Annotated in this window: 17 protein-coding genes; 13 read left to right on the forward strand and 4 right to left on the reverse strand. The window is 53.5% G+C overall.

Features of this window, described 5'->3' with window-relative positions:
* Positions 1 to 29 precede the first annotated feature (29 nt).
* From G497_RS0103900 to xerD, 4 genes are all read right to left on the reverse strand, one after another.
* Positions 30 to 491, reverse strand: a complete 462-nt coding sequence (locus tag G497_RS0103900) for a hypothetical protein (RefSeq protein ID WP_027187166.1) — start codon at positions 489 to 491, stop codon at positions 30 to 32.
* A gap of 81 nt (positions 492 to 572) precedes the next feature.
* Complete coding sequence (locus G497_RS0103905) at positions 573 to 1,067, reverse strand: HIT family protein (RefSeq protein ID WP_027187167.1); 495 nt, start codon at positions 1,065 to 1,067, stop codon at positions 573 to 575.
* Between the two features lie 296 nt (positions 1,068 to 1,363).
* Positions 1,364 to 4,090: a CBS domain-containing protein gene (locus G497_RS0103910; RefSeq protein ID WP_027187168.1), complete on the reverse strand. Its 2,727-nt coding sequence runs from the start codon at positions 4,088 to 4,090 to the stop codon at positions 1,364 to 1,366.
* A complete protein-coding gene (xerD, locus tag G497_RS16630; protein ID WP_084515968.1) occupies positions 4,087 to 5,094 on the reverse strand; it encodes a site-specific tyrosine recombinase XerD in 1,008 nt (335 codons plus the stop codon). Before xerD ends, G497_RS0103910 begins: the two co-directional genes overlap by 4 nt.
* A 264-nt stretch (positions 5,095 to 5,358) precedes the next feature.
* On the opposite strand from xerD, the gene folK reads away from it, so the two are divergent.
* From folK to G497_RS18960, 13 genes are all read left to right on the forward strand, one after another.
* Positions 5,359 to 5,883 (forward strand): 2-amino-4-hydroxy-6-hydroxymethyldihydropteridine diphosphokinase, encoded by a 525-nt coding sequence (folK, locus tag G497_RS0103920; protein WP_245576341.1) that lies wholly within the window; start codon positions 5,359 to 5,361, stop codon positions 5,881 to 5,883.
* Between the two features lie 125 nt (positions 5,884 to 6,008).
* Complete coding sequence (locus G497_RS0103925; protein ID WP_027187170.1) at positions 6,009 to 6,308, forward strand: transcriptional regulator; 300 nt, start codon at positions 6,009 to 6,011, stop codon at positions 6,306 to 6,308.
* 14 nt (positions 6,309 to 6,322) lie between these two features.
* Complete coding sequence (locus tag G497_RS0103930; protein ID WP_027187171.1) at positions 6,323 to 7,093, forward strand: histidinol dehydrogenase; 771 nt, start codon at positions 6,323 to 6,325, stop codon at positions 7,091 to 7,093.
* A gap of 260 nt (positions 7,094 to 7,353) precedes the next feature.
* Entirely contained in the window at positions 7,354 to 9,510 is a 2,157-nt protein-coding gene (locus G497_RS0103935) for an elongation factor G (RefSeq protein ID WP_027187172.1), read from the forward strand.
* Complete coding sequence (gene rsmA, locus G497_RS0103940) at positions 9,507 to 10,319, forward strand: 16S rRNA (adenine(1518)-N(6)/adenine(1519)-N(6))-dimethyltransferase RsmA (protein ID WP_034636527.1); 813 nt, start codon at positions 9,507 to 9,509, stop codon at positions 10,317 to 10,319. Before G497_RS0103935 ends, rsmA begins: the two co-directional genes overlap by 4 nt.
* Positions 10,320 to 10,464: 145 nt before the next feature.
* The gene (locus G497_RS0103945) at positions 10,465 to 10,737 is read left to right on the forward strand and encodes an HU family DNA-binding protein (protein ID WP_027187174.1); all 273 of its coding nucleotides are present in this window, start codon (positions 10,465 to 10,467) and stop codon (positions 10,735 to 10,737) included.
* A 9-nt stretch (positions 10,738 to 10,746) separates the two neighbouring features.
* On the forward strand, positions 10,747 to 10,935 hold the full coding sequence (locus G497_RS0103950) for a hypothetical protein (RefSeq protein WP_027187175.1): 189 nt from the start codon (positions 10,747 to 10,749) through the stop codon (positions 10,933 to 10,935).
* Positions 10,936 to 11,123: 188 nt separating this feature from the next.
* Positions 11,124 to 11,327 carry a 30S ribosomal protein S21 gene (rpsU, locus tag G497_RS0103955; protein WP_027187176.1) on the forward strand — a complete coding sequence of 68 codons (204 nt, stop codon included), beginning with the start codon at positions 11,124 to 11,126 and terminating at the stop codon, positions 11,325 to 11,327.
* Positions 11,328 to 11,477: 150 nt separating this feature from the next.
* Entirely contained in the window at positions 11,478 to 11,927 is a 450-nt protein-coding gene (locus G497_RS0103960) for a GatB/YqeY domain-containing protein (protein WP_027187177.1), read from the forward strand.
* A gap of 210 nt (positions 11,928 to 12,137) precedes the next feature.
* Entirely contained in the window at positions 12,138 to 14,579 is a 2,442-nt protein-coding gene (locus G497_RS0103965; RefSeq protein WP_027187178.1) for an endonuclease MutS2, read from the forward strand.
* Positions 14,576 to 16,348, forward strand: a complete 1,773-nt coding sequence (gene dnaG / locus G497_RS0103970) for a DNA primase (RefSeq protein ID WP_027187179.1) — start codon at positions 14,576 to 14,578, stop codon at positions 16,346 to 16,348. The genes G497_RS0103965 and dnaG overlap by 4 nt, the downstream gene beginning before the upstream one ends.
* The gene (gene rpoD / locus G497_RS0103975; RefSeq protein ID WP_027187180.1) at positions 16,341 to 18,113 is read left to right on the forward strand and encodes an RNA polymerase sigma factor RpoD; all 1,773 of its coding nucleotides are present in this window, start codon (positions 16,341 to 16,343) and stop codon (positions 18,111 to 18,113) included. The genes dnaG and rpoD overlap by 8 nt, the downstream gene beginning before the upstream one ends.
* A gap of 378 nt (positions 18,114 to 18,491) precedes the next feature.
* Positions 18,492 to 20,870 (forward strand): methyl-accepting chemotaxis protein, encoded by a 2,379-nt coding sequence (locus G497_RS18960; RefSeq protein ID WP_051257818.1) that lies wholly within the window; start codon positions 18,492 to 18,494, stop codon positions 20,868 to 20,870.
* Positions 20,871 to 21,109: the final 239 nt, after the last annotated feature.

Below are 21,109 nucleotides of genomic sequence, written 5' to 3' on the forward strand. Positions count from 1 at the left end.
CAAGGCGCTGCTCAATGTGTTGCCACTGGCTAGCAGGTTTCTGCCACCTGGGCATCAGCAGAGGTAGATGCTTCTTTGGGGGCAGCTTCAAGGGCTATGTTTTTTGCCCCTTCCAGGCGCTGTGTTTCACATTCTTTGCCAAGGCGTGCACATTCTGCATTCAGGCGTGTAATTTCCCCTTCCAGCACATGCACCGTTTTGGCGTGCTCGCGCTTTTGGCGCAGCAGGGCAAGGCTAACGCCGATGCGGTCCAGAATAAAGAAGGCAGTGGCAAACACGCCGCCCAGGGCAAAGGAGCCAATAAGCAGGAAGTAGTATGGCACCTGCTGTTCTGGTGCCCACTTAACCCCGGTACCGAACAGTTCCAGGGAAAGGGTGAAGTTTTGCTTGAGCACATCAATATTTTGCACAAGGAACAAGAGGCCGAAAAAAAACACCCCAAGTATAATGATGACTTTACCGAGTATAAGGGCCATTCTTGCGTTAATCATTGGGTTGTTCCTCTCTCTGCGTTAAGCGTTATGAATGGGGCACCATGGAAACACTGCGTTATTCTGTGCGTGGCCTTAAGACTATTGTACAATAGCCTTAAACAGGGGTTTGAGCATGCGGTAGGTGCTTGCAATGTGCTGCGGCACCACGTGAACATCATCAAGCACAGCCATGAAGGAAGAGTCGCCATTCCAGCGGGGCACAAGGTGAAAGTGCATGTGTTCCCGAATGCCTGCCCCTGCGGCTTCCCCCAGGTTCAGGCCAATGTTCAGCCCCTGGGGGGAAAAAGCCTTGCGCAAAATGGCAGCGCACTGGCGTATAAGCATGAAATGCTCTACAGACTCTTGTTCCGTAAGGTCATTTATATCCATAACATGCTTGTATGGAGTGACCATAATGTGCCCGTTGTTGTAGGGAAATTTGTTCATAATGACAAAGTTTTCCTTGCCACGGTATAAAATAAGGCGTTCTTCATCTTCTTCTGTATGCTGGGGAATGCAAAACACACAGGAATCGGGCTTAGGGCCAAGAATATATTCCAGGCGCCAGGGGCACCACAGTTGCTTGGTTTGCATACAGTTATTCCATGAAATTGTTTTACCCTTGCTCCGCGCACTCGCTTGGTAACTGGCACCGGGAAGGCAGGAATCAGGCGAACATGTTTTCTTGTGTGTATACTGCCTTTTCCTTTCTAGCAAGTGTCTTATGCCATGGGCATATATGCTGCATCAGGGAAAAGCAGGGGACGTTTTATTTCACCATCTACCGGAACTTTTGATTACGGTGTTTTTTCACAAAAGCGAAGCCGTTGCCAGCGTCGAGAAGCGCCCTCGCCCTTCTTTCGCCAGAAGAGCCATTACTTTGCGTTTCCCTAGGTTCGGCCTGCCAGCAACTCATTAATCTTCTTTTGGGCTGTATCATGGCGCAGCATGAATTCGTTGGCAAAGGAAAGCTGTTCCTTTTTGGTCAGGGTTTTTCCATCCAGGCAGGCTTCCAGCACGGCACGCAGCGTTTCCCGGAACAGGGGGCCGGGCTTTTCCCCCAGGCTTTGCAGGTCGTCGCCGGTAATTTTCAGGCGCGTGCCTTGCAAGCGGGTTATATACAGGGCCACATGTTCGGTAATGGAGTTCTGGTCGCCATAGCGGGCCATAAGGAACACAAGGCCTTCCGGGGCAACGGGGTTCAGTAAAAAATAGAGCTGGCTTGGGCGAATGGGTTCAATTTCTTTGTTTTCGTCCAGGGTGGCAAGGCGCGGCACAAGCCCTTTGACGGTTTCGCGCAGCTGTAAAAAGTCTGTGCGCTCGCGCTGGGTAAAGCCAAGGCGTTCAACTATGGCTCCTGCTTCCTGGTATTTTGCATTGCCGCACAGGGTCAGCATGAAGGGCACCCAAGTACGCAGCTTGGCCCCTGGGTTTTGCAGGCAGTACCATTTTATGGCGTCTTCAGTGGCGTTCATTTGTTCCAGCCTGCCAGGCACAAGGCGTAGGGCGGGGTGTATTTGGGGCAGAATGCCCAGCTCCTGCATACGGGCAAAGCATGGGGTTACCTTTTTTTCGTCAAATATGTGCTTGAGTTCATTGAACAGGCGCGAGCCGGAAAGCTTTTCCACCATGGAAAGCTTGAGGGCATTTTTAATAAGCCGTTCTGTTTGCGGGCTGATGCGAAAGGCAAAGCGCTGCTCAAAGCGTACGGCCCGCAACATGCGGGTGGGGTCTTCCACCAGGCTCAGGGAATGCAGAATGGCAATAAGCTTGTTGCGCAGGTCGCGTTGCCCGCCAAAGGGGTCTATGAGCCTGCCAAAGTATACCTTGTTGAGCTGCACAGCCAGGGCATTTATGGTAAAGTCCCTGCGGTACAAATCCATTTTTATGGAAGAAAGTTCCACAGTGGGCAGGGCGGCTGGCCGTTCATAATATTCCAGCCGGGCTGTGGCTATGTCCAGGTGGCATTCGTTACCAAAGGTATCAATATAAAACACAATGGCAGTATTAAACTTTTCATGAACCCGTACCCGCCCCCCCAGTTCTTCGGCCAGGGCCTTGGCAAAGGGAATGGCGCTGCCTTCCACAGAAATATCAAAGTCCTGGTTGGGATGCTTCAAGAGCAGGTCGCGCACAAAACCGCCCACTACAAAAGCCCCTATGCCGTGCTTGTCTGCCAGGGCACCTACTTGTTCCAACAGGGCAAAGCGGTCGTTGCTTACATGGGTTTTCAGCAGGTTTACCACGTCTTTGGTGTGTTTTTCTTCTCCATCTGCCCAGTCGTCTGGCAGGGCACTGGTATTGCCAATAAGCAGGCGGATAATATCGGTTCGGGTAAGCACCCCCACCACTTTGCCTTGTTCTTCAACAGGAATAAGGCGCTGGCGTTCATGCAGAATAATTCTTACTGCCGCTTGCAGGGGGGAATCTGGCGGCAGGGTGCGGAAGCTGTGGTGCATGAAGTCGAACACAGGTTCTGTTTCCAGTTTGTGGGTAACAGCCCGTGCGCTAATTTTTTGGTCCAGAATCCCCACACAGGCACCTGTGGTGGCGGAAACAATGGGCATGGCCTTTAACCCGTAGCGGGTCATTACGCTTGCCGCTTCCCCCATGGTACAGGTGTCGGGCATGGTTTTTGGCGGGGCTGTCATGTGGGTTTCCACAGTCATCATGGGGGTAATGGTGGCCACCAAAAATGCCATGAGCCCGGCTTTAACCTCTGCCAGGGGCAGGTCTTTTACCACTGCGGAAGCGGCAGCCCTGTGCCCGCCACCGCCATAGTTTTCACACAGGTTGCCCATGTCCATAAGGGGGTCTTTGCTGCGGGCAATAATGTGGATTTTGTCAAGCATCACCGCAAGGGTAATAACCGTGGTCAGGCTGGTGTCCACCTGCATGAGTTTTTCCACAAGGTTGGCAAATTCATCCACGTATTCATCCAGCACTATTTCCGTAATGGCAATGCGGGTGCCATGGATGTTATGGATGGTGAGGTTGCGAAGGAGTGCACCAAGCAGATGAATTTCATCCCCTGTCAGGTCTGTGGCCAGGCTTTTAATAACATCCAGGTGCATGCCCTGGCTGCGCAGGAAGGCCCCTGCGGCAAAGTCTTCCGGCGTGGTAGAGCCGTGGGTAAAGTGGCCTGTATCTTCATAAAGGCCAAGGCCCAGCATGGTGGCTTCGTCGTCAGTCAGGGGAATTCCTTTTTCTTGCAGCATCATACATAATATGGAGGTGGTGGAGCCAAACATATGCACCACCTCCACTTCCCCGTGCAGGTCGTCGTCTCTGTCCGGGTGGTGGTCGTACAGGTGTATGCGCACTCCGGGCTTATCCAGGGCCTCTCGAATATGTTCCAGGCGCTTGGGGTTGCGGGTGTCCACCACCACTACCAGTTCCACCTGGGAAAAGTCGCAGTCTTTGGGTTGCATAAAGTCAAAGCGCTGGGGAATTTCCTCCAGAAAAGGATGGGCGACCTGCCGTACAAAAAAGCTGGGGGCTACCAGCACGGCATTGGGGTACAGTCTGCGCGCGGCAACCATACTTGCCAGTGCGTCAAAGTCTGCACTGGCATGAGCGGTAATAATGGTGTGTGGCTGCACAGGAAGGCTGCTCATGGGGTGGTTCTCTTGTTGTGCGGTTGCGGGTGGGCGGTTTTACGGGGGCGGGCTGTGGCGCGGGGGTGGCAGGCCTTGTGCACGGCGGCAAGGCGTTGCTGCTGCACGTGGGTGTAAATTTCGGTAGCTGCAATGTCTGCATGGCCCAGCAGGGTTTGTACGGCACGCAGGTCGGCCCCACCTTCCAGCAGGTGTGTGGCAAAGGAATGGCGGAAGGTGTGGGGGGAAATGGTAAAGGGAATTTCTGCCTGCTGGGCATAGCGCTGCACCAGCTTCCATACAGCCACGCGGGAAAGGCCCTTGCCGGAACGGTTCAGGAACAGTACTTGGGCCTTTGGTCCAAAAAGGGGCCGCCAAAACTTCATGTAGTCATTGAGGTATTGGGTGGCTTCCTGGTGCACAGGCACAAGGCGTTCTTTGGAGCCTTTGCCAAACACCCGCAGCAGCCCGGTTTGGGGGTCAAAGTCCAAAGGCTTCAAGCCGCACAGTTCAGAAACACGCAGGCCGGAAGCATAGAGCAGTTCCAGCATGGTTCTGTCACGAAAGCCAAGCTTGCTGGTGGTGTCTGGTGCATCCAGCAGGCGGGTCATTTCGTCCTGGTGCAGCACTTCGGGTATTTGGCGCACTGTTTTGGGGTTTTCCAGAAACTTTGCGGGGTTATGCTGCATCAGGTTGTTTTGGAACAGATAGGCGAAAAAGCCGCGCAGGGCGGAAAGACGGCGGGCAAGGCTGCGGCTGGCAAGGGATTCACGGCGGGTAGAGGCAAGGTACAGCAGCAGGGTTTCCTCTTGCGCGGCTTGCACCGGGCAGGCATGCTGTGCAAGAAACCCCAGAAAATGGGCAAGGTCATTGTGATAGGCCGCAAGGGTATTATCCGCAAGGCCACGCTCAATAAGCAAATAGGCGAAAAACTGGTCAGCCAGGTGGCTGCCAGGAACTTCGCCAGATACATCGGCAGTAGCCTTGGCGGGGGGCTTTGGGGGGGCTTTGTGGTGCTTGGGCATGCTGCATGGTAGTACGGAAACGCTCCACTTGCAATGCCTGCGGGGGAAAACCGTTTGACACCTGTACCCTCGCACAGGTAAAGGTACGGGTGTGTTTGCAGCAAGAAACGTTGATTTATTCCGTTTGGCGACTTTCTTCCACTCGGGCTTCGTGAAAATGTACGGGATGGCAGCGCCACCCGCACCCTCCGCCCTTGCCAAACAAAATAACTGAGCGTTTCTCAGTACCATGTAATCAGTGCTTCCGTGGATATGTAGCGCACTATGGCAGAGAAAATGACAGCAGCCTATGTATGCCTGGGTTCCAACCTTGGCAACACCCGGCAGAATTTGGAGGCAGCGTGCGCTGGCCTTGCCGCGTTGCCGGGGGTAACTCTTGGGGCTGTCTCGCCCCTGTATTTTACCGAGCCGCAAAACGTGCAGGAGCAGCCGTACTTCAGCAACCAGGTGGTGCAATGCCTGTGTGGCCCTGCCTGGAATGCCCTTGGTTTTCTTCGGGTTCTGCTGCAACTGGAACAGTCCCTTGGCAGAATTCGCCAAGGGGCGGAGCGTTTTGGGCCGCGGGTTATTGACCTTGATTTATTGCTGTTCGGGCAGGAAACCTGCATAACGGCCGAACTTGTGCTGCCGCACCCGCGTATGCATGAACGGGCCTTCGTGCTTGTGCCCCTGGCCTGCATAGCGCCGCATTTGGAAATTTCCGGGCATGGCACGGTGCAGGAATGCCTGAACAGGCTTTCGTACAGCATGGACCAGCACGTTATTTATCAACCAGCCAGGAAGTGCTGAGTAAGTCGTTTGTGCTGCTACGTGTTTCTTCATGAACGCGGACTAAGCCAAACGAAACAACGCAGTAGTACTGGATGTTACGTTAATCAGCGCTTCTTCAAGAAAGGGCGTAAAGGAGACCTGGCATGACAAAGTGGATTATTATTGCTCTTGCCATTTTCGTTTTGTACAAGCTTATCACCAATGAGAAGGGTAAAAAAGAGAAAAGTGAAACCAAGGCCAAAGAGCGCAAAATTGCTGCCGGGAAAATGGTGAAAGACCCCATTTGCGGCACCTATGTTGAGGTAGACAGCAGCATTTCCGTGCGTGACGGCAACGCAACACACCGTTTTTGCAGTTATGAATGCCGCCAGGCCTATCTTGACAAGCTGGAAGCTTCTGGCCGGGATATTCCCAGCCTGGAACAGAAAGACGAAGACGATTAGGTTGTACTGCTCTTATGCATAGCTCTTTTCTTTCCACCACGGCCCTTCCCCATGGGGGCCTTCCTGAGCCAGCAAGTGCATTGCTGGCTGCTTGCCCTGTGCAAGAGGAAGCCTTTGCCCTGGCCTATGAAAGTGCAGGCCCACAGGTGCGCGCCGAAATAAAGCTTGCCCTGGCCCGGTTGTTTGCCCTGTGGGGGAAAGCCCCGCAGCAACGCGAAACGGTGCAGCAGTTTGCTGAAGGCTTTCAACTGCGTGAAGAATGCGCCCCTGCGCCGTTTACTGTGGTGCTGTGCCCCGTGCAGTTTGCCCAGCCAGCCTGCCTTGTGGCGTCCCTTATGCCTGCCCTGTGTGCCGGGGTGCCCCATGTTTTGCCAGTGTTTGTGGGGGAAGAGGCCGCCGTACACCCCTACCTTTTGTGCGCCCTGGAACTTGCCGGGGTGGAAGGGGCCAGCCTGCTTTCCCTGGAATCGGCAGAAGAACTGCTGGGCACCTTGTGTGCCGGGCTTGGGCAGGGGCGTTTGCTGGTGCTTGGGCCACAAGGCTTCGGGCTGCCCATTTTGCAAGCTGCCCTGGGGCTGAACCTGCCTGCCATGCCCCTGTGGGGTGTGCCGCGTACAACCTTGCTGGATTTATCTGCGCATTCCAAAGGTACGGGTGGGGCCAGTACATTTCCGCACTGCGGGCCGTTTATGCAGGTAGATGCGGCAAATAGCAGTGTGTGGCTGTGGCCCGGCCTGGAACCGCAATGGTTTATTAATAAGCGGGTGTCTCTGCTTTCTGACTAATTTGCTGGGAATCGCTGATTTTTCCGTTTGGCGGCGTTGCTTCACTTTTTTTGAAACAGTCGAGGACGGAAGAGTCCACTCCTGCTTCAAAAAAAGCTCGCGCCTTGCCAAACGAAAAACTTAGCGATTCCTAAAAACATTTAATCTTGGTAACGGCGTATAATTTGCTGATTCCACAGGAGAAATGAATTCTCCTCATTCGCATTTTTTTGATTCACCCTTTCTACATCGCATTCCCCTACTTGTAAGGAACTCCCACCATGCCTGTGAACACCCTGCGCAATATCGGTATTATTGCCCACATTGATGCGGGCAAAACCACGTTTAGCGAGCGTGCCCTGTATTACGCCAATGTCATTCACCGTATGGGCGAAGTACATGAAGGCGCGGCGTTAATGGATTTTTTACCGGAAGAGCAGGAGCGGGGTATTACCATTGCCTCTGCCTGTATTTCCTATGCCTGGCAAGGGCACACCATAAATTTGGTGGACACCCCCGGCCACGTGGACTTTACCATTGAGGTGGAGCGCTCCCTGCGTGTGCTGGACGGTGCTGTGGGTATTTTTTGTGCCGTGGGTGGGGTGGAGCCGCAGTCGGAAACGGTGTGGCGCCAGGCAGACGCCTTCCACCTGCCGCGCCTTGCGGTGATCAACAAAATGGACAGGCCCGGCGCTTCTTTTGCCGGGGTGCTGGCCGCCTTGCGTAGCCGCCTTGGCGTGCGCGGCGTGCCCCTGACCATTCCTGTGGGGGAAGGGGAAACTTTTTGCGCGGTGCTTGATGTGGTGCGGCAAGAACGCCTTACCTTTGAAGGGGAAGAACAGGGTAGGGTGGTGCAGCGCATCCCCTTTACGGCAGAAGATGCCGCCCTTGCCGCCCCCTACCGTGAAGGACTGCTGGATGCCCTGACAGAGCATGACGACGCCTTGCTGGAGCAGGTGCTTGCCGGGCAACTCATTGCCCCGGAAGTGCTGGACACTGCCATTGCGCGGGAAACACGGGCCTTGCGCCTTGTGCCTGTGTTTGCCGCTTCAGCCCTGCGCAACATGGGGGTGCAACCCGTGCTGGACGCGGTGTGCCGTTATTTGCCTAGCCCGGTGGAAGGGCAAGTGTGCCATGCCTATACTTTTGCCCGTGGGGCGGGTGGGAAAACTGCGGGGGCTGCCAATGCCGCTCCCACAAATCCGGCCTTCGGGGGGGTAGCTTCCGGGCAGGCCGTTCCCCACCAGCCGCCTAGCGGGGAAGGTTTGCTTGTGCCGTGCGACACCGCAGCGCCGTTGTGCGCCCTGGTGTTCAAGGTGGTGATGGAAGGGCAGCGCAAGGTTGTTTTTTTACGCCTGTATGCTGGCACCCTGCGTGAAGGCGATAGCCTGCTGTGCCTGCCGGAGGGAACCACCGCCAGGGTACAGCGCCTTTACCGCCTGCGGGCAGACAGGAAAGACCCGCTGGAATGGGCCAGTGCGGGCGATATTGTTGCGGTGGTAGGCATTAAAGATGCCAAAACAGGCGACACCCTTACCGCCCCGGAACGCCCCTTGTTGCTGGAACCCATACGCTCTTGGAAGCCGGTTATTTCCTTGGCCTTTGAGCCGCAAAACAGCGAAGAAGGCACCGCTCTGGGCGAGGCCCTGGGCCTTATTCTTCAGGAAGACCCCACCCTTTCCCTGCAAGTAGATGAAGGCACAGGGCAGTATGTGCTTTCCGGCATGGGGGAATTGCACCTTGATGTGGTGCGTGAACGGGTGGAACGTGAATTTCGCCTGCGGCCAAGGGTGGGCAACCCGCAAATTGTATGCCGGGAAACCCTTGCCCAGCAAGGGGCTGCCAAGGCAGATGTGGCCCGGGAGCTGGGCGACTCATGGCATTTTGGCAGTGTGGCCCTTGTGGCCCAGCCTCAGCCCCGCGGCACAGGTGTACTTGTAACGTTTACCTGCCCGGTGGAAGGGTGGGCAGCCCCCTTGCTGGAGGGTGTGAAAGCCGGGGTACAAAGCGCCCTGGTAACAGGCCTGCATGGCTACCCCATGGACGATGTGGCAGTAGCCATAACCAGGCTGGAGCGTATTGAGGGCAAAGCCACGGTGCCCGGCCTGCACATGGCAGCCCGGCAAGCAACGGAAGAAGCGTTTAAGGCAGGCGGGGCTGTGGTGCTGGAACCGCTTATGCACCTTGTGGTGCAGGTGCCAGCCAACTTTTTTGGGGCAGTTATGGCGTTGCTTGCCACACGCACGGCCAGGGTGGAAGCGGTGGAAGAAAAGGGCGACGACGGCCAACTGAAAGAAGTTGTGGCTGTGGCCCCCATGCGGGCGTTGTTCGGGTTTGCCACGGCGCTGCGTTCTGTCACCCAGGGCAGGGCCGGGGCTACCGTGCAGTTTTTACGATTTGATGTAGCCGGGGAAGAAATGGAAAAGGGGAAGGCATGAGTGTGGGAAATGGCAAGGCAGGCATGTTACCCAAAGCCAAAAAGGCGTTGGGGCAAAACTTTTTGCAAGATAAAAACATTGCGGCAAAAATTGTGCGCACCTTGCATATTGCACCGCAAGACGCCGTGCTGGAAATTGGCCCTGGCCCTGGGGCGTTAACTGGCTGGGTAATGCAGGCGAGCCCGGCCCGCCTTGTGCTGGTGGAAAAAGACAATGCCCTGGCGTTTACCCGTATGCAAGCGGAACGCGGTGATTTTACAGGGAAATTACAGGTGGTGCTGGCAGATGCGTTGACCATGCCCTGGAACCAGTTTACCTCCCCGTGGAAGTTTGTGGGCAACCTGCCTTATAACGTGGCTTCCCCCCTTATGTGGGACATCGTAAGCCAGGCCAGCGGCCTTGAGCGGGCTGTGTTCATGGTGCAAAAAGAAGTGGCCCAGCGCATTGTGGCCCATCCGGAAACTGGGGCTTATGGCGCACTTTCCGTATGGTTGCAAAGCTTTTGCCGGGCCAAGCTTGAATTTGTGGTGCCACCACAGGTGTTTGTTCCCCGGCCAAAGGTGGATTCTGCCGTGGTTTCCTTTGTGCCGCACCCAGCAGGCACATACTCTTTTTGCCCGGTCAGCCTGGCAAAAACGATTAAAATTTGTTTTCAAATGCGCAGGAAGCAACTTGGCACCATTTTGCGGCTTTCAGGGTTGAATGCTGGCGTTTTGGAATTATTGGGTATTTCCCCGCAACTGCGGCCGGAAGCACTGCCTGTAGCAACGTTTCATTTGCTGGCAAGCGCCTTGTTTGCAAGGAAATAGGCATTGACTTTTAGCGCCAAAGTGTGTTCATAAGAACTGAACCGGATTCGTCAGTTTCATCCCTCAGGGTGTTACCTATACAAGCTTCATGTTTTTGTTTGCAGTGCAAGCGTGTTTACAACTACATACGTGGAGGAATTAAGGTATGACCAAGGCAGAACTGGTTGCGCAACTTGCGGAACAAATTGGCAGCTCCAAGGCAGCCGCTGAAAAGACGTTGGAAGCTTTTTTGGCATCCATCGAAGAAACACTGGCAAAAGAAGGCAAGTTGACCCTTACCGGCTTTGGCACGTTCCTTGTGGAAACACGCCAAGCCCGCAAAGGCCGCAATCCCCGTACTGGTGAAGTTATTGAAATTCCTGCCTCCAAGGTAGTGAAGTTTCGCGTGGGGAAAACGTTGAAAGACTCTGTACAATAAGAGGTGGCCATGATTCGTTTTGGTGAAACTGTACACAGCGCGTTACCCCAAGATATTCCCTGGTTTTTGCCAGATCACCTGATTTTCTTTGGTGCGTTTTATGCTGTACTTGCCGTTATTGGCGGTGGGCTTGCTTATGTTATGTACAAGTCGCTGCGCGACGTACACAAGCAGGGTAAAAACGGCTGTTGCCACTAAGAGTTTTCTGAAAACGGCCTTGCCCCTTGGCAGGGTGTTTTCCTTTCATTCTTGTCTTTTTATGAAAAAAGCAGGCGGTAATTCGCTTGCTTTTTTTTGCTTGTTAGCGTATGTCTTTTCTCTTGCTGCACTGCCCGGGTTTCGGAACACGTATTCCTGGCAAATTCGCACAAAAGGGGGTGAGCTCTTTGCCCGGAGTATACCTTAACGAAGACGAGTACAACTTTGATATTGCGCTGCGTCGCTTTAAAAAGCAGGTTGAAAAGGCCGGCATTCTTTCTGAAATGAAGAAGCGCCAGCACTACGAAAAGCCCAGCGTAATGCGTAAAAAGAAAAAGGCCGCTGCCCGCAAGCGTCTTATGAAGAAAATGAGAAAGCAGAACTTGGGCTAAGTTTGTTTTGCTTTGCATTTCAAGGCCCGGAGAAAGTCCGGGCCTTTGTCTTTTCATTCTTTTCCCGCCCTTGTGCCATAAGGCACGCCGTGTTTTGCCGCATAACCTTAAGGCTGTTTTGCAATAGTCTTACCTGTAAAGGAGCCGAACATGAGTCTTCTAGAAACCATTGAAAAAGACTATCTGGTTGCATACAAAGCTAAAAATGCCGTTACCCTTGGGGTGCTGCGGTTATTGAAAACAGCCATCAAAAATTTTCAGGTGGAACACATGCGTGCCCCGGAAGATGGTGACGTGTTTGACGTTATCATTAAACAAGGCAAACAGCGCCAGGATTCCATTGAGCAGTTCACCAAGGCCGGTCGCCCCGACCTGGCAGAAAAAGAAGCCGCAGAACTTGAAGTATTGCGTGCCTACCTGCCCACCCCCCTGGAAGGGGAAGAACTTAACGCCGCCATTGCTGCGGCTGTTGCCGCTTCCGGCGCAACAGGCATGCGCGATATGGGCAAAGTTATGCAGTGCCTTATGGCAGACCACAAAGGCCGGCTGGACGGCAAGGCTGCCAGTGATGCTGTGAAGCAAGCCCTGCAACAACTTTGATGGGGAAACGCTGATTTATTCCGTTTTGCTGCGTTACTCACTTTTTTTGAAGCGGGGCAGGACCAAAGAGTCCAGCACCCGCTTCAAAAAAAGTTCGTGCCTTGCCAAACGAAATAACTGAGCGTTTCCAACAGCGCAAACTAATTCATGATTTTTTAATTTGCCACAAGTACACAACACCTAGTGTGTACTTGTTTTTCACAGGGTTATATGGACGCACACGTTTTACATGCATTAGAGCTGCCAAAGGTATTGCAATACCTTGCAGGCTTCACGGTTTCGGAATCTGCCAACGAAGCTGCCCTTGCCCTGTGCCCCATAGGGGATGAGGCCGAGCGCCAGAAGGAAGAACGCCTGTTTGACCAGGGCTGGCTGTGGCACGAGCGCAAAAAGACTGCCCTTAGCCCCTTTCCCCCACTGGACGGCGTGCTGCACGAAGTGGCCAAGAACCGTGCTGTGCTCGACCTGGATGCGTTTTGGGCGTTGCGCCAGGTGCTTGGGCAGGCCCGCACCCTTATGGACGACTTGCAGGAAGATGCCGGAGTAACACAGTGGCCTGCCTGGGCAGAACGCTGCTGTGCTGTGCTGGCCCCCAGTAAAAGTATGTCTGGCCTCGTTCGCTGCTTGAGTGATGAGGGCATGGTGCGTGATGAAGCCTCGCCTGAGCTTGCCCTGGTTCGCGGGGAGCTGCGCCGCTTGCACCAGCAGTGCATCCGCCGGGTGAAAGACTTTGCCGCTGAATACAATATTGCCCACTACCTGCAAGACGACTTCATGACCCTTTCTTCCGACAGGTATGTGCTGCCCTTAAAGGCCAATTTTAAGGGGCGGCTGCAAGGGGTTATTCACGACTATTCTCAAACCGGGGAAACCTGCTACTTCGAGCCCCTGTTTCTGATGGAAGTGAACAACCGCCTGCAAGAGTTGAAGCGGGAAGAGCGCAACGAAGAATATAAAATTTTCCAGTACCTTACTTCCCTTGTGCGCGATGAATTGCCGGGCATCCGTTCTGCCTACCAGCTTCTTGTGGAAATAGACCTTATGCTTGCCAAGGTGCGCCTTGCCGGGTGTTACCAGGGCAGACTGGTGCATGTGGCACCGGGGGCAGAGGTCAATCTTATTGAAGCACGCCACCCTTTGCTTGCCCTTGCCACCAGCCAGGAAGCCGCCAAGGCCCTGCGCCGGGTAAGCCGCATTGCTGCCAGCAATGGTGAAGAAGAGGGCAGCGCCCCCAAGCCTATGCGTGTGCCCCAGGCTGTGCCTTCCAGCCTTGAACTGCGCAAAGGGGAACATGCTCTGGTTATTAGCGGCGGCAACGCTGGCGGGAAAACTGTTTGCTTGAAATCTCTCGGCCTTATTGCCCTTATGAGTGCCTGCGTTTTGCCGGTACCCGTAAAGCCAGGCAGCAGCCTGCCCCTGTGGCGCAATATTCATCCGTTTATTGGCGACGAACAGAGCCTGGAAGACCATGTTTCCACCTTTACCGCCCAAATAACCCACCTTGCACGGGTATGGCCAAACCTTGGCCCGGATACCCTGGTGATTCTGGATGAATTTGGTGCAGGCACCGACCCCTCGCAGGGGGCAGCCCTGGCCCAGGCCGTGCTGGACGCTATTTTGGAGCGTGGTGGCTATGTGGTGGCGGCAACGCACTTTCCTGCCCTGAAAATTTATGCCCTTTCCACCCAGGGGGTACGGGCAGCTTCAGTGTTGTTCGACCCAAAAAGCAAAAAACCTTTGTTCCGCCTTGCTTATGACCAAGTGGGCTCCAGCCAGGCTCTGGATGTGGCACGGGAACACGGCCTGCCGGAAGAGGTGCTGCGCCGGGCTGAGCAGTATTTACTGCTTACCGGGGAAGATACCAGCGCCATGGTGGAACGCCTGAATGAGCTTGCTGTTGCCAAGGAAGCGGAAATTGCCGCCCTTGATAAAAGCCGCCATGAATTTACGGAACGCCGCCGCAAGCTGACAGAAACCTTTGCCAAGGAAAAAGAAACCCTGTTTGCCCAGGTGCAGGCTGCCTCGCAGCAAGTGCTGGCAGACTGGAAAGCAGGCAAGGCCGGGCACCGCCAAACCCTGAAAAATCTTGCAGGTATTCGGGCGGAGCTGGTTGCCCCCCCGGTTGCGGAAGAAGAGACTGCCCCAACCCAGGCCATAGATATTGCCCGCCTCACCCCTGGGGCCACTGTGCGCCACCTGCCGTGGAAGCGTAATGGCACCGTGCTGGAAGTGGATGTACGCAAAAAAAGAGTGCGGCTGGATTTTGCGGGAGTTTCCTTATGGGCAGAAGCGGAACATTTGGCCCCAGAAGGAGCTGCACATTCTGCCACACAAGGGAAAACTTCCGGTGGTGCCAAGGGCAGCGGCAAGGCTTCAGCCCCGGCAGGCGGGGGCGTTCCGACAACTTATGTGCCGTTGCATCTTGACTTACGGGGAATGCGTGCTGATGTTGCCGTTAATGAAATGGCGAAATTTCTCGATAAGGCTATTATGAGCGGATACAACGAAGTGGAAGTGGTGCATGGGCGTGGTACGGGAGCATTGCGGCGTGAACTGCACACCTTTTTACAGACCTTTCCTTCAGTTTCCGCTTTTCGCCTTGCACCGGAAGACCGTGGTGGCGATGGTATGACCATTGTGGAGTTGAAGTGAGCAGAGATAGCGGGGCGGTAACACGGGCCATTAAAAGCCGCATTAATATTGTGGATGTAGTGAAACGCTATGTTGAACTGCGCCGCATGGGTAACCGCTGGGTTGCCCCCTGCCCGTTCCACCAGGAAACAAAGCCCTCTTTTTCGGTCAATGAGGAAGAAGGTTTTTTTTACTGCTTCGGGTGCCAGGCCGCAGGCGACCTGTTTGATTTTTACAGCCGTGTCAACGGCCTGGATTTTAAGGAAACACTGGCTCAGTTGGCGGAAGAGGCAGGCGTGCAGTTGAACGAGGTACGCACCGACCCTCGCCAAGACAAAGAGCGCAGTCTCCGCAAGCTTACATTGAACATGTATGCCCATGCCTCCAAGCATTACCAGCGCAACCTTGTTTCCCCTGCCGGGGCCATTTGCCGGGAATACCTTGAACGGCGCAAACTGGACCAGGCGATTATTGAAAGTTTTGAGCTTGGCTGGAGCCTGCAGGAATGGCAGGGGCTTGCCAATAGCCTTCCTCAGGCCGGGTTTACCTTGCGCCAGGGGGAAGAATCTGGCCTGCTTGCCCGCAGCGACAGGGGCAGTAGTTACGACAGGTTCCGCGGGCGCCTTATGTTCCCCATAAAGAATCTTTCCGGACAGGTTATTGCCTTTGGGGGCCGCATTATTGGTGATGAAGATGCGGCAAAGTATATCAACAGTACTGATTCCCCGGTGTACAAGAAAGGCGACAACTTATATGGCCTGTTTCAGGCACGGCGTGGTATTTCTGCCAAGAAAAGCGCGATACTGACGGAAGGGTACATGGATGTGCTTACCCTGCACCAGTATGGCTACACCAACGCCTGCGGCGCACTGGGCACAGCCCTTACGCCGGAACAAGTGCGGCGGCTGGCGGGGTTTTGTTCGCGCCTGGAATTGCTGTTCGACGGTGACGCCCCAGGGCGCAAAGCTGCTATGCGAGCGTGTGAAATGGTGCTGGCCAAAGGCCTTCGCTGTTCTGTCATTACGCTGCCGGAAGGGGAAGATATTGACAGCCTGCTGCATGCCAAAGGCACCCCGGCTTTTGAAGAGCTGCGTACCTTTGCCCCGGATGGTCTTGATTTTTGCATTCGCACCCTTTCTTCCACCTTTGCCCCTAAAGAGGCACTTGAGTGGGTAAAGGCCTTCATCCTTTCTGTGGAACACGCAGAACTGTTGCCCCGCATTATTTCCCGTTTATGCCAGGGGCTTGATTTTGATGAACGCGAAATGCGCCGCATGGTTGCGGAAAAGTTACCCGCTTCAGCTGCTGCACAGGCAAGCGGAAGGGGGAGCGCAGCAGGGGGGGGCAAAGGCCCGGCACCTGCTGGAAAAAATGGCCTGAACAAGGGGTTGATGCAGCTTTTGGTGCGTTACCCGCACCGAGCGCCGCAGCTACAGGAAGCTGGCCTTGGTTTGGTACTGACAGAAAGTTGGGCGTATGCCCTGTGGGAAAAAATACTTGCCGCTGGGCCGGAGTATGACCCGGAAACCATTGTGCGGCAGCTTATCCCGGCAGAAAAAGAGTTCTGGATTCAGTACCGGGCAATGGAAGCCCCGCCTGAAGGGCATGAAGAGGAAGAAGTGGCTGCGGCATGCAGGCGCATTGGGGAAATTCGTCTTGAAAAGCAGGATAGTGCCTCCTCGCAAATTATACGGCAGCATTCTTCCAAAAATGATTATGACATGGCCTTGTTGCAGGCCGCGAATGAGACGTTGCTTCTGAAGAGAGCACGTGGGAGCGCAGATGAGTAATATTAAGGATATCCAACAGATTAAAGTGCTTATTGCCAAAGGCAAGGCGCTTGGCTTTCTTACCTTTGACGAGGTAAACAAGGCCCTGCCTTCAGAGGCTTCTTCCCCTGAGCAGGTTGAGGAAATTATTGGGATTTTCGACCAGCTCGACATTGCCATTGTGGATTCGGAAAAAGATGGCAAGCGTATTTCTGTTACCACCACGGAAACGGAAGAAGAGCCCATGGGTGAAATAACCCTGGACCTTGTGGAAGATGAAGACGGTGCCGACTATTCTTCCCGCAGCACAGACCCGGTGCGCATGTACCTGCGCGAAATGGGCGCGGTAAATCTGCTGGACCGTGACGGTGAAGTGCAGATTGCCAAAAAAATTGAAACAGGTGAGCAGGACGTATTGTACGCCCTGGTGGAAGTGCCTGTGGCCGTGGAAGAGCTGATTCTTGTTGGGGAAGACCTGAAGCAGAACCGCATTAAGCTGAAAGATGTGGTAAAAACCATTGAAGAAGATGACCCCAGCGAAGATGAAATGAACCAGCGCCAGCGGGTTATTTTGTTGCTGGATGAAATTCGCCAAATATTCAACAAGAAGCGGAAAATTTACAGCCGCCTTGATGAATGCTGCACCCTGGATAAGCGCGTTACCTCGCTCCAGAAAGATATTATCAGCTTTAAAGAAAAAATTGTTATCCGCCTTAAGGATATCAAGCTGGAAAAAACCCTTATTGACCGCATTATTGAAACGGTGGAAGACTATGTGCGGCAGATGCATAACTGCCAGCGCGACCTTTCCGCCTATTTGCTGGTAACGGGCAAAACCCAGCAGGAAATACTTGATTTATTTAAAGGCCTGGACGACCGCAAACTTTCCCCTGCTGAAACGGCGGAAAGTTTGGGGCTTTCAGTGGACGAGCTGTTTTCCTTCAAGGAAATGATTCTAGGGAAAATTGAAATCCTTTGCCGGTTGCAGGAAAAATGCTGCCATAACGTGACAGACCTTGAAGAAGTGTTGTGGCGTATCAAGCGTGGCAACACGGCTGCCATGCGGGCCAAGCAGGAACTTATTCGTTCCAACCTGCGCCTTGTGGTGAGCATTGCCAAAAAGTACACAAACCGTGGCTTGCAGTTCCTGGATCTTATTCAGGAAGGCAACATTGGCTTGATGAAGGCTGTGGACAAGTTTGAATACCAGCGTGGCTACAAGTTTTCTACCTATGCCACGTGGTGGATTCGCCAGGCCATTACCCGCGCCATTGCAGACCAGGCCCGCACCATTCGTATTCCGGTGCATATGATTGAAACCATTAACAAGCTCATTCGCACTTCACGTTACCTAGTGCAGGAACTGGGCCGCGACCCAACCCCGGAAGAAATTGCGGAGCGCATGGACTACCCCCTGGACAAAGTGAAAAAGGTGCTGAAAATTGCCAAGGAACCTATTTCCCTTGAAACACCTATTGGTGACGAGGAAGATTCCAGCCTTGGTGATTTTATTGAAGACAAAAAGGCTGTTGCCCCGGCAGAAGAAGTGGTGAACACCAAGCTTTCCGAGCAGATTGCCGTGGTGCTGGCAGACCTTACCCCACGTGAAGAACAGGTGCTGCGCAAGCGCTTTGGCATTGGTGAAAAAAGCGACCACACCCTGGAAGAAGTGGGCAAGCTGTTTAACGTTACCCGTGAACGTATTCGCCAGATTGAAGCGAAAGCGTTGCGCAAACTGCGCCACCCTGTGCGCAGCCAGGTGCTTCGTTCCTACTACGAAAGCTAGGAAAACACTGATTTATTCCTTGCTCCCCTAAGCCGATGTTCCCCGTGTTAAACCACTGGGCATCGGCTTTTTTACACCCAGGGCTCTATTGCTTTTATGCAATGAGTCGATATACTTGACAGTGGCGTTATACATTTGTTTGCGCTTTTGTGCTGCAAGGGAATTTGCCTATACGGCAAAGAAGGCCCATGTTGCGCGGGGCACCGAGGACGCTTGATAATTCATTGTTTGAATTGCTTCAGTGCGTGCTATGTAGCAAAATTTGTTCATGTATGTACAAAAAGTATTTTTTTGTGATACGGAGCGTCAGCGTCATTGTTTTTTTGAGCATGTAAGAGCAAAAGAGCCATTTGGGCGGAAGGATTTTAGGAGAATAGTATGAATATACAAACAAAATTGCTTATTCCAACCATTTTTCTTGTGGCATTGCTGGTGGGGGGAACAGGCTATGTTTCGTATCAGCAGTCTACAGAGGCCATGCATACCTTGCTTATGAACAATATGCGAGGTGAAGCGGAATCTTCTGCCATTGCCCTGAAAAACTTTGCTTTTACGGCTACAGAAAACGTGGCAAGGGAAGCGGGGGCGCCCTTTTTACAACAGTCTGTTATGAATACAGACGTGGATAAGAAAGCTCTTTCCAATTACCTGCTTACTATTACTGATGCCTACTCCAATTTTCAGCGTTTTGTGGTTGTTAGCCAAAAGGGTGAAGTGTTGGGCGATTCCTTTGGCCTGGAAGCTCCGCGGGGTTTTTCTTTGGATGCTCCCCACGTGCAGCAGGCCTTACGGGGTGAAATGGCCTCTTCTTCGGCTTATTTAAGTCCCCAAACCAAAACAAGTGTGTTTAACATCGCAGCCCCCATTATAAAAGATGGTCAGGTGTTGGGTGCCATTGTGGGTATGCTTTCCCTGGAAACTTTTTTCAAGCAGTCCATGGCTCAAATTCGGGTGGGCAATACAGGCTATGCCTATTTGCTTGATACGGAAGCCAGGCTGGTGGTTTTCAAAGATACTTCTCAGCTTTTCCGCACAGACCTGCCTGCCACCCCGGCATTCCGTGAAGTGGTTGCCGCAGGTTCTGGCTCTAAAGATGTCAATAATAATGGGGTGATAATTGCCACCGTGTTTCGCCCTGTTCCTTCTGCTGCCAACCTTATTGTGGTGGTACGGGCTGAATATGACGATGTGTTTTCCGACCTGAAAGATATTCGGAACTCCACCATAATGCTTATTGGGGCTTCGGTTATTCTTGGGGCTCTGCTCATTTTTCTTATCACACTGCCCATTGTTCGTTCCCTTGGTAAAGGGGTTGCTTTTGCCAATGCCATTGCCACAGGCAAGCTTGACGGAACCCTGGAAGTGAAGGGGAAGGATGAGGTGTTTGTGCTTGCCACTGCCCTGCAAAATATTCAAAAGGCGTTGCTGCGTATTATGGAAGAATACAAACGCCTTGAAGAACGCATTGTGCATGGTGAACTTGCGGCACAAGGCGACGCAAGCCAGTTCAGCGGGGAATATGCCAACCTGATGCAAGGAACCAACGCCATTTGTACCCGTTACCGCGAGGTGCTGGATAATATTCCTTCCCCTATTATGTCCATGGGGACAGACCGCAAAATTGCATTTATCAATGCCAAAGGGCAGGAATGGGTTGGCAGTGACTATGCGGGAAAATTGGGCAAGCAGTTGTTTGCCCGTGAAGATGACGGCACAGACAGGTGCGCAGTGCAGCAGGCCATACGAACTGATAAACCCGCTACAGCAGAAACAACGGTCCATCCCGGCGGTTCCAGCATGGACGTGCTGTATAGCTGTTACCCCATGCATGATAGCAAGGGCAACCTTTCCTCGTTACTGCAATTGTTCACAGACCTTACACAGATAAAAGGAACCCAGCGTACCATTATTCAGGTAGCCAAGGAAGCAACAGATATATCAAACCGTGTGGCAGCCGCTACTGAGCAGCTTTCCAAACAGGTAGACGGCGTGAGCCGCGGCACAGAAGTCCAGCGCGACAGGGCCGCTTCCACCGCCACGGCTATGGAAGAAATGAACGTGACCGTGCTTGAAGTGGCCAGAAACGCAGGGGAAGCAAGCGAGCAGGCTGAAAACACCCGGCAAAAGGCTCAAAATGGCAAGGAAGTGGTGGCGCAGGTTATTCACAGCATTCAGGCTGTGGACAAAGTAGCCCAAGAACTGCAGGAAAATATGCATAATCTTGGTAAGCAGGCTGAAGCCATTGGTGGTATCATGAACGTTATTTCCGATATCGCAGACCAGACAAACCTGTTGGCACTGAACGCCGCCATTGAAGCGGCACGGGCTGGTGAGGCTGGGCGCGGGTTTGCTGTGGTGGCAGATGAAGTGCGCAAGCTTGCAGAAAAAACCATGAGTGCCACCACAGAGGTGGGCAGCAGCATTCAGGGCATTCAGCGCGCTGCCAGTGCAAACATTGTACGGGTGGAAGAAGTGGGCAAAAACGTGAGTGATGCCACAAAGCTGGCGGGCTTTTCTGGTGAGGCCCTGCTTGAAATTCTCCAACTTGCCGGGCACAACGCTTCGCTTATTGCCAGCATTGCTACCGCAGCAGAAGAGCAGTCTTCCACATCTGAAGAAATTAGCCGTTCAGTGGCAGAGGTAAACCACATTGCAGAAGACATTTCAGGTGGTATGCATGAATCTGCCGGGGCTGTGCAGGAAGTGGCCCGCATGGCCATGGAACTGAAAAGCCTGCTGGAGCGCCTGCGGGCATAGAATATACCAGCATAATATAAACACACACAAACAACCGCCAGTTCCAAGGCACTGCATGGCAGGCAAGGAACTGGCGGTTTTGTTATCGGCTAGTCATAAGAATGGGGCATGACCCATAAAAATTAACGATGTACTATGTACACCACTTATGGTGTGCCACAATGCAAAGCACACAGCATAACAGATAAATGCCATGCATACAGCGCTACGCTCTGCACTGGCAGACCTGGAATACCAGA

This window comes from Desulfovibrio cuneatus DSM 11391, assembly GCF_000430005.1.
GTDB lineage: Bacteria > Desulfobacterota > Desulfovibrionia > Desulfovibrionales > Desulfovibrionaceae > Frigididesulfovibrio > Frigididesulfovibrio cuneatus.